General features: G+C 69.4%; 7 protein-coding genes. 3 read left to right on the top strand and 4 right to left on the bottom strand.

Annotation, left to right across the window (positions count from 1 at the left end; all coding sequences use genetic code 11):
* Positions 1 to 407 precede the first annotated feature (407 nt).
* Positions 408 to 953, bottom strand: a complete 546-nt coding sequence (locus AN218_RS25525) for a MarR family winged helix-turn-helix transcriptional regulator (RefSeq protein ID WP_070019288.1) — start codon at positions 951 to 953, stop codon at positions 408 to 410.
* Between the two features lie 123 nt (positions 954 to 1,076).
* On the opposite strand from AN218_RS25525, the gene AN218_RS25520 reads away from it, so the two are divergent.
* Positions 1,077 to 2,432 (top strand): MFS transporter, encoded by a 1,356-nt coding sequence (locus AN218_RS25520; RefSeq protein WP_079132581.1) that lies wholly within the window; start codon positions 1,077 to 1,079, stop codon positions 2,430 to 2,432.
* 61 nt (positions 2,433 to 2,493) lie between these two features.
* Here AN218_RS25520 and AN218_RS25515 read toward each other — a convergent pair whose 3' ends face one another.
* Together AN218_RS25515 and AN218_RS25510 are read right to left on the bottom strand one after the other, a co-directional pair.
* On the bottom strand, positions 2,494 to 4,416 hold the full coding sequence (locus AN218_RS25515; protein ID WP_070019271.1) for an ATP-binding SpoIIE family protein phosphatase: 1,923 nt from the start codon (positions 4,414 to 4,416) through the stop codon (positions 2,494 to 2,496).
* Positions 4,417 to 4,633: 217 nt separating this feature from the next.
* A complete protein-coding gene (locus AN218_RS25510; protein ID WP_070019276.1) occupies positions 4,634 to 6,094 on the bottom strand; it encodes an NAD(P)/FAD-dependent oxidoreductase in 1,461 nt (486 codons plus the stop codon).
* Between the two features lie 358 nt (positions 6,095 to 6,452).
* Here AN218_RS25510 and AN218_RS25505 point away from each other — a divergent pair, with 358 nt between their 5' ends.
* Positions 6,453 to 7,364, top strand: coding sequence for a TetR/AcrR family transcriptional regulator (locus tag AN218_RS25505; RefSeq protein WP_476755973.1), 912 nt, complete (start codon positions 6,453 to 6,455; stop codon positions 7,362 to 7,364).
* A gap of 142 nt (positions 7,365 to 7,506) precedes the next feature.
* Here the strand turns inward: AN218_RS25505 and AN218_RS25500 are convergent, their stop codons facing one another.
* The gene (locus AN218_RS25500; protein ID WP_070019273.1) at positions 7,507 to 7,998 is read right to left on the bottom strand and encodes an Lrp/AsnC family transcriptional regulator; all 492 of its coding nucleotides are present in this window, start codon (positions 7,996 to 7,998) and stop codon (positions 7,507 to 7,509) included.
* Positions 7,999 to 8,217: 219 nt separating this feature from the next.
* Between AN218_RS25500 and AN218_RS25495 the strand changes: the two genes are divergently transcribed.
* Positions 8,218 to 9,120 (top strand): EamA family transporter, encoded by a 903-nt coding sequence (locus tag AN218_RS25495; protein WP_244900705.1) that lies wholly within the window; start codon positions 8,218 to 8,220, stop codon positions 9,118 to 9,120.
* The last annotated feature ends 21 nt before the right edge of the window (positions 9,121 to 9,141 follow it).

Raw genomic sequence — 9,141 nt, 5'->3', positions numbered from 1 at the left:
GTTCTCAAAGAACGGACGCTTCCATCACAACCCACCGGCTGCTCCGGGCGCTTCCCTCTCGGTGACCCCGACACTATCAGATCCGAATTCCCGTTCCGAACCGAACGGATTCCCTGACCTGAATCCCCTGCCGGGAGGGGGCATCTTCCGACACGGCCGCCACAGTAGAACACCCCACCCAGCACCTCAAAATCGAGACACCGGCCCACCCCGCACCGAACTGATTTCCGGCGCACACAGCACACGAAAAACAGCCCCGCACAAGACGAGGGAGACACCACCGCAAAAGACCGCCGACAAACGGCAAGACAGAAGCCCCGGAAGCCGATGGCTCCGTGGCAACCCGGAGGACAATACGTATCGGCGATGGCGGTGTCAACTTGCTGCCGGAGGTCCTCCGACGGGCTTCAGTCCAGGTCAGTCAGGCGGCCGCTCGCGTCCGGCTGGGCGTCTTCGACACGGCGCAGGAGGCGTGTGAGCAGCTCGCCCAGGAGCGTCCGCTCCACCTTGGTGAGGTCCTGAAGCAGGTCCTCCTCGAAAACCGAGGCCTTGCGCATGACTTGGAGCCACTTCTCGCGGCCCTCGTCCGTGATGCCGACGATGACACGCACACGGTTCTCGGGGTCGCGCTCCCGCGTGACGAGACCTTGGGCGAGCATGCGGTCGATGCGGTGGGTCATGGCGGCGGGAGTCAGCCCAAGGCGCTTCGCGATGGTGCCGGGCCAGAGCTGGTACGGAGCGCCGACCATGACGAGCTCCTTGAGCACTTCCCACTCCGCGTGGCCGAGGCCGAGCAGTGCCAACTGCCTCCCGTAGGCGACGTTCATCCGGCGGTCGAGGCGGCTGAGCGCGTTGACGACCTTCTCCACCTGTGTGTCCAGGTCACGGTATTCGCGCTGGTAGATAGCGATCTGCTCGTCGAGCGCGGGCTGTGGTTCAGGAGCGGGGGGCATGGGTCCGGAGTATCCCATGTGAAGTCGTTCGACATGAACCCTTGCCCTGTGTAGTCTTTAGCATCGAACTTTATCTTCGAAGTCTCCTCACTGATCGGGGAGCTGAACCAGAGGTAGGTGAGTGTGACCACGGCGATGGGTGCTGCGCTGCGGCGGATCCAGTTCGGCAACGCCCTAGCGGCGTTCGGCAACGGTTTCACCGCGCCGTTTCTGTTCGTCTACGCCTCACAGGTGAGGGGGCTGGGTAACGGCACCGCCGGTGCCGTGCTGGCCGTCTTCGCTGTCGTGGCGCTGCTCGTGCTGCCGTTCACCGGGCGCGTGCTGGACGTGCGGGGGCCGCTGCCCGTCGCGTACACCGGATCGGCCATGGGCATGGTCGGGGCGCTCGGATTCGGCATATCGGAGAGCGCTCCGTCCGTGCTGGTGTCATCGGCGTTGATGGGGGCGGGAGTTGCTGTGCTGCAGCCGGCGCTCGCGACCATGATCGTGTCGTGCTCGACGCGGGTGACCCGTTCACGGGCCTTCGCCACGCAGTTCTTCCTGAACAACCTGGGGCTCGGGGTCGGTGGGCTGCTCGGCGGGCTGATGGTGGATGAGCACCGGCCCGCGACGTTCACGCTGTTGTTCGTGATCGAGGCCGCCATGTTCGTCGTACTCGGAGTGGTGCTTGCGACCGTGCGGTTGCCCCAGTCCGGCGGTGCGAACGCGGACGGAGAGCGGGAGGCTGCGGCCGCGCGCGGGGCGGCCGGTGCCTGGTCGGTGCTGCTGCGGGACCGTTCGATGGTGCTGCTCTGCGTGCTCGGCTTCGTGCTGTTCTTCGCGTGCTACGGGCAGTTCGAGTCCGGCCTGTCGGCGTACGCGGTGGAGGTCACGCGAATATCGACCTCGACGCTGGGCGTCGCGCTCGCGGCCAACACGGCGGTGATCGTGCTGACCCAGTACGTCGTGCTTCGGCTGGTCGAGAAGCGGCGGCGCAGCCGGGTCGTCGCTCTGGTCGGTGGCATCTGGGCCGTCGCCTGGGTTGCGGCCGGTGCCTCCGGGCTGGTGCACGGGGCGCAGGCGGTCGCCACGGGGCTGCTCATCACCACGTACGCGCTCTTCGGTGTCGGCGAGACGATGCTCTCGCCGACGGTGGCCCCGCTGGTGGCCGATTTGGCGCCGCGGCGGCTGGTTGGTCAGTACAACTCGGCCTTCGCGCTGATGAAGCAACTTGCTCTGGCTGTCGGCCCCGCGGTCGGTGGGCTGATGGCGGCGGTCGGTGCGTACGGGGCGTACATCGTGATGCTGGTGGGCTGCTCGCTGGGTGTGAGTCTGCTGGCTCTGTGGCTGGGACGGCGTCTGACGCCCGTACAGGACAGGCCGCACCGGTCCGTCGTGGTGGCGGGCAGCGGCGATGCACCGGCGCCTGGCTCCGGAGCGGATGTGGACGTTCCGGCAGAGGCGCTTACCGGAGAGCGTGCTGCCGTGGCTGCGGTCTGAGGGTGGGGCGGCGACCTCCGTTCGGTACGGAGGTGTCGCCGCCCCGGCTACTCACTGGCGGTCATGCCGTGGGAAGGGCGAACTCGCACCACACTGATTTGCCGCCGTCAGGGGTTCGCCGTGAGCCCCAGGCGGCAGCGATGGTGGCGACGATGGAGATGCCCCGGCCGGCCTCGTCCACGGCCTCGGCGCAGCGCTGCCGGGGCAAGTGCTCGTCGCCGTCGGTGACTTCGACGATGAGACGTCGGTCGGTACGGCGCAGTCGCAGCCGCATCGGCGGGGTGCCGTGCTGGAGGGAGTTGGCTACGAGTTCGCTGGCGGCCAGCACTCCGAGGTCCTGAAGCTCTCTGGGAAAGCGCCACGAGGAGAGGACTCCCGTGGCGAACGCCCGTGCGCGCGGGGCCGCTTCGGTGCCGCCGAGCAGGTCGAGGGCGGCGTTGTGGAACAGCTCGGCGTCGGGCCCCGTACGAGCGGGGTGCTGGAGGACGAGGACGGCGACGTCGTCGTCGTGCTCCGCGGTGATGCCGAGGGAGCGCAGCAGCCGGTCGCAGACGATGTCGGGAGAGCCGGTGGCACCCGCGAAGGCCTGTTCCAGCATCGAGACGCCGGTGTCGATGTCGGCGTCGCGACGTTCGACGAGACCGTCGGTGTAGAGGACGGCGGAGCCGCCGGGCGGCAGGGGAAGCGAGCAGGACGTGTGCACCCAGCCGCCGGTGCCGAGCGGGGGTCCGGTCGGCTCGGGAGCCTGCTGAACGTTGCCCTCCGAGTCGCGCACGATGATCGGCGGGTGGCCCGCGGACGCGTAGTGCAGGAGGCCCTCGTTGGGGTCGTGCACGGCGTAGACGCAGGTGGCGATCTGGCTGGGGTCGATCTCCGCGGCGAGCCCGTCGAGCAGTTGCAGGACTTCGTGTGGGGGGAGGTCGAGACGTGCGTACGCCCTGACGGCGGTGCGGAGTTGGCCCATCACGGCTGCGGCGCGTACGCCGCGTCCCATGACGTCGCCGATGACGAGGGCGGTGCGTCCGGCGCCGAGGGTGATGACGTCGTACCAGTCGCCGCCGACGGCGGCTTCCGTACCGCCCGGCTGGTATGTGGCGGCGACCCGGAGGTCGTCGGGCTGTTCCAGTTCCTGGGGCAGCAGGCTGCGTTGGAGCGTGACGGCGGCTTCGCGCTGGCGGCGTTCGCTGGCACGCAGCCGTTCCGCCGCTTCGACCTGGTCGGTGACTTCGGCGGCGAAGATCAGCACGCCGTTCTCGCCGTCGGCGGTGATGGGGGTGCAGGTGAAGGTGTAGAAGGCGTCCCGGCTGTCGCGTGCTTCGGCGCTGCGCGGTACCCGGCGGGACTTGACGGTGCGCGGCTTGCCGCTGCGCAGCACCTGGTCCATGAGGGGGAGCAGGCCGAGTTCGACGAGTTCCGGCAGGGCGTCGCGGGCCGCCTCGCCCTGCCTACGGGTGCCGAAGACGGCGGTGTAGGCGTCGTTGACGTACGCGATGCGGTGATCGGGGCCGTGGACGACGGCGGCGAGCGCCGGCACCTGGCCCAGCAGGTCGTGGACGGAGAGCGCGTCGATGCTGCGGGTGACGTGGGCGCTGGAGGTCTGCGCCTCCCCCGCGCTGCCACCGGCTCCGCCGGCTCTGCCGCGACCGGCGGACTCGGCGTTCGTACGGCTCTTCGTCCTGGAACTTCGGCCGGCCCGACCGGGCGGGCCTCCGGATTCCGCTTCGCCGTCGGACGCGCCTCTGCGGCGCCGGTCCGCGCGTGCCGCCGGGACGTTGCCGGCGTTGTGCCTCGCGTCGTCGTCGGCCGGGCCGTCGGCCTCTGCGGGATCGTCGCCGTCGGCCTCCGCGACGCCGGTGCCCCCGGTGTCCTCGGATGTACCGCCGGACGTCTGCTGCGCCTGCGCCGCTGCTGCTCTGGCGGCCTGTGCGGCGGAGTTGCGCCGCTGTGTGCCGGGCAGTCGGGCGCTCCAGCGCGTGAAATTCACGGTCGTCCGATTCCTCGTGTCGTTACGGAGACGGCCCCCCGCTGAGCCGTCGTACTGGTCACTGTCCGCGGATGCGAGCCCACTCATGGTCACACGTTCCGCATGATGCTCGGCGCAGCCATTGGATCACGCACCGCTCACCCGTCGTATCACTTGCCGCCCGTTCCGGAAGCCACTCCGAGGACCCTTGCGAGGGCTCTGGCTCCGGTACGGCCCCTCAGTAGTCCTTCTCGGGGCGGCGGCTTCCTCCTGCTGCGAGTTCGAACTCCGCCCGAGGGTGCTCGAGCGAACCGAGCGAGACGATCTCGCGCTTGAAGAGCCCCGCCAAGGTCCATTCGGCGAGGACTCGTGCCTTTCTGTTGAACGTCGGGATGCGGCTGAGGTGGTAGGCGCGGTGCATGAACCACGCCGGATACCCCTTGAGCTTGCGTCCGTACACGTGCGCGACGCCCTTGTGCAGACCGAGCGAGGCGACGGAGCCCGCGTACGCGTGACGGTAGTCGCTCGCCGCCTCACCCCGCAGGGTGGCGGCGATGTTGTCCGCCAGGCGTCTGGCCTGGCGTACTGCATGCTGCGCGTTGGGTGCGCACGTGGCGTCCTCCTCACCCTTGTCCCGGGCGATGAGGTCGGGCACGGACGCGGCATCGCCGGCGGACCATGCGTTCTCGACGCCGTCGACGCGCAGTTGGGCCGTGCACTTGAGCCTGGCGCGGCCGTTGAGGGGAAGGCCGGCCGCGGCGAGTACGGGGTGCGGCTTGACGCCCGCCGTCCACACGAGGGTGCGTGTGGGGTGGCGCGAGCCGTCGCTGAGTACGGCGACGCGGTTCTCGCAGGAGTCGAGGCGGGTGTCCAGTCGTACGTCGATGTTGCGGGCCCGGAGCTCGCGCAGGGCGTAGGTGCCCATCTCCTCGCCGACTTCGGGGAGGATCCTGCCGGAGGCTTCGACGAGCAGGAACTTCATCTCTTCCGCGCGCAGATTGTGGTAGTAGCGGCACGCGTAGCGGGCCATGTCCTCGAGTTCGGCGAGGGCCTCGACGCCCGCGTATCCGCCGCCGACGAAGACGAACGTGAGGGCGGCGTCGCGGACTTCGGGATCGCGGGTCGACGAGGCGATGTCGAGCTGTTCGAGCACGTGGTTGCGCAGGCCGATGGCCTCCTCGACGGTCTTGAAGCCGATGCCGTGCTCGGCGAGGCCGGGGACGGGCAGGGTGCGCGAGACGGAACCGGGCGCGAGGACGAGCTCGGTGTAGGGGATCTCGATGGGTCCGGTGCCCTCCTCGTCCGTCGCGAGGGTCTTGACCTGGGCGACGCGCTGCGGGTGGTCGATGGAGACCGCTTCGCCGATGACGAGCCGGCAGTCCTGGAGGACTCTTCGCAGGGGTACGACGACGTGGCGCGGCGAGATGGAACCGGCGGAGGCTTCCGGGAGGAAGGGCTGGTAGGTCATGTAGGGCTCGGGGTCGACCACGACGATCTCGACGCCGCCTGAGCTGCCGCTCTGCGGGTCTCCGGTAGCGGCGGAAACCCCGGAGAACGCATCGGAACCGCGGCTGCCGGACCGGCCGGATGCATCGGCGGTTCGCCTGAGCTGGTGCTTCAGCTTCTGCTGAAGACGCAGGGCTGTGTACATGCCCACATATCCGCCGCCGATCACGAGAATGCGCGCGGTTTCGTTCATCGCCTTGGTCACGAGTCCATGACGCACCCGGGACCGGGTGTTTGTCCACAGGCTCAAAGAATTGTCCGACTAGCGGAGACCGCGCCTCCGCATTCCCCGCGGGCACATGCGGGTACACATCGCCGCAGGTCAGACGGGGTGCGTCGGGGCGTGCGAAGGGGTACGCGAGTGTCGGTGGCAGTTGCGTCCGGAGCGTCGCCGGACGTCCGCGCAGCCGCCCCCTTCTCTCCTGACCAGTGCTGAACTATGTTCGTGGGGTCGATGGTGCGGTGCTTGAAGACCACGGCGACGCCGACGCCACCGACCGCGACAGCGTGAGGGTCTCCGGGGGGAGACTTTGATGACCGGGGGAAAATTGATGCGCATTCAGGGTATTCACGGCTCTTCTTCTGTTGCTGCAGCCATGGCGGCTGCGCCGGACACCGGGAGCCAGGAAGGTGGCGCCGGCGGCAACGGCATCGGGGCCGTACGGGAGACCACCGGCGCGAACAAGGCCGGCGCGGCCGGCCGGGCCACGGAGACCGTGGCAGCACAGCGGCCGACCCCGCTGAGGGTCGACGCACAGCGGAATCTGGAACACGTACTGCGGGCAGCACGCGAGGTCTTCGGCGAACTCGGCTACGGGGCGCCGATGGAGGACGTCGCACGACGGGCCCGCGTCGGCGTCGGCACCGTGTACCGCCGCTTCCCGAGCAAGGACGTACTGGTCCGGCGGATCGCGGCGGAGGAGACCGCCCGTCTCACCGAGCAGGCGCGCACAGCTCTCGGCCAGGAACAGGAGCCGTGGTCGGCTCTCTCCCGCTTCCTGCGTACGTCGGTGGCCTCTGGCGCCGGCCGGCTGCTGCCGCCGCGCATACTGCGCGCGGACGGCTGGGGCGGCGATGCGCCCGCAACTGAGGGCGGCCCGGCGCGGGTTCCGCAGCAGCGGCAGGGGACGTACGGGCAGGAGGGCCAGGCCGGACTGCGTCTGGTCGAGGACGGAGTGACTGCCGCACCGGCGGCCGGACGCGGGCAGGAGAAGCGCGGCGGCGACAGCCTGGAAGGGCTCGACGACGACTCCGGCAGCGCCGAACTGCTGGGCGTGGTCGGGCAGATGGTGCAACGGGCCCGCGACGCGGGGAAGTTGCGCGACGATGTGACCGTCGGCGACGTCCTGCTGGTCATAGCCACCGCCGCGCCCTCGCTGCCGGATGCGGCTCAGCAGGCCGCGGCCTCAAGGCGGTTGCTCGAGATACTCCTGGAAGGGCTGCGCCCGCGTCCGCAGGTGTGACGGGGGACGGCTTCAGTCCCGAGCAGGAGGCGTCCGTCGAGTCGGTGCGTTCGTCAATCAGTTGGGCGCGTGTCGGCGCGGTGTGTACGGCTGCTTCGGGCAGTTGGCGCTCGGTGCTCCGTGCTCGGCTGAGCTTGCCGGGTCAGGTCCCGTTCGACGTTCTGCGTCGGCGTCCATGTCCGCTGCCCGTACTGCCGTGGTCACCCAGTCCGGGTGTCCGCGGCGGTACGGGGGTGGACTGGATGATCGAGGTCGTCGTCTGCCCGTAGAGCAGAAACCGGTCGAGGACGTCTTCGAATGAACTGACGTCCGCGGCATGGACTTTGATCAGGAAGCAGTCCTCGCCGGTGACGCGGTGGCACTCGCTGACCTGGGAGAGGCTCTGGGCCAGCTCTGCGATCTTCGGGAGCTGACCCGGGCCCGGCCGCACTCGGACGAAGGCGGCCACCGGGTAGCCGAGGGCCGCGGGATCGATGTCCAGGCGGTAGCCGCGGATCACGCCGCTCTCTTGCAGCCTGCGCAGGCGGTCGCGAGCAGTGGGGACCGAGACCTCGATACGCCGGGCCAGTTCCGCGGTGGCCAGGCGGGGATCGGCAGCTAGTTCCGACAGGAGAGCCCTGTCCAGAGCATCCATTTTCACCATCACCAACCATGGAGTCGCTATGAGTGATTGACCTGCAAGTATCACACCGGGACGCTTGCACTTCCGGCATGGCAGCACGGGTTTCTGCTTGCGATCGTGTCACGCATGGCCAACGTCTCACGTACTCGCAGAGCTGCCGCCGGCGTCCAGAAGGGGACGGGTGCCGGGCGGGCACGGGCAGGCGGGCGGTTGCCGCCGTCCACGTACTTCGTGACCAGTGCGGTCTTCCACTACCTCGGGCCGGCGTTTGCGGTGCTGCTGTTCGCCCGCATCGATGTACTCGGCGTGGCCTGGCTGCGCTGTGCGTCCGCAGCGGTCGTCTTCGCCGTATGGCGTCGGCCGTGGCGGGTGTGGACGGAGTCGTCGTGGCGTCAGCGGCGGTTGCTGATGGCGCTCGGGGGCGTGCTCGGGCTGATGAACAGCTCGTTCTATCTCGCCCTGGAACGACTGCCGTTGGGCAGGGTGGGTGCGATCGAGTTCCTCGGGCCGGTGGTACTGGCGGCGGTCGGGCTGCGGTCCGCGCGGAACGTGTGTGCTCTGGTCACGGCGATCGTCGGTGTGTGGCTGCTCACGGACGTACATCTGTCGTCCGAACCGCTGGGACTGGCCTTCGCGTTCGGCAACTGCGCCCTGTTCGTGCTGTACGTCGTGCTGGGACACAGGCTGGCCGCAGACGGCGGCGCTTCGGGCATCGACCGGCTCGGGGCGGCGATGCTCGTGGCGATGGTCGTGGTCGCTCCGGTCGGCGTCGGGGATGCCGCGGTCGCGCTGACGTCACCGGTGCTGCTGGCGAGTGCGTTCGGGGTCGGGGTCTGCTCGTCCGTGATCCCGTACGTGTGTGATCAGCTCGCCATGGCGCGCCTGCCGCGTGCGACGTTCGCGCTGATGCTGTCCCTGCTGCCGGCAACGGCGGTGGCGATCGGTCTCATCGTGCTCGCGCAGACGCCCACGGTGGCCGAACTGGGCGGAGTCGCCCTGGTGATCGCCGGCGTCGCGATCCACCAGGAACGCACGGCCGCCCGAGCACCGTCCTCGGAGGGGACTGCCTCCAGGGGGACGGCGTCAGAAGGGACGGCCTCGGATGGGGTCGGCTCGCAGGGGCGGGACGGATGAGGGGGTGGGGGGCTAAATCGG

Origin of the sequence: Streptomyces nanshensis, assembly GCF_001751255.1 — a bacterium.
GTDB lineage: Bacteria > Actinomycetota > Actinomycetes > Streptomycetales > Streptomycetaceae > Streptomyces > Streptomyces nanshensis_A.
Note: the sequence above shows the minus strand (reverse complement) of the source record. Positions and strands in the feature narration are given on the sequence as shown.

Coding starts and splice junctions, on each gene's coding strand:
- AN218_RS25525 (WP_070019288.1), bottom strand. CDS start 953: ATGCCCCCCGCTCCTGAACCACAGCCCGCGCTCGACGAGCAGATCGCT.
- AN218_RS25500 (WP_070019273.1), bottom strand. CDS start 7,998: ATGGATGCTCTGGACAGGGCTCTCCTGTCGGAACTAGCTGCCGATCCC.
- AN218_RS25510 (WP_070019276.1), bottom strand. CDS start 6,094: ATGAACGAAACCGCGCGCATTCTCGTGATCGGCGGCGGATATGTGGGC.
- AN218_RS25505 (WP_476755973.1), top strand. CDS start 6,453: ATGCGCATTCAGGGTATTCACGGCTCTTCTTCTGTTGCTGCAGCCATG.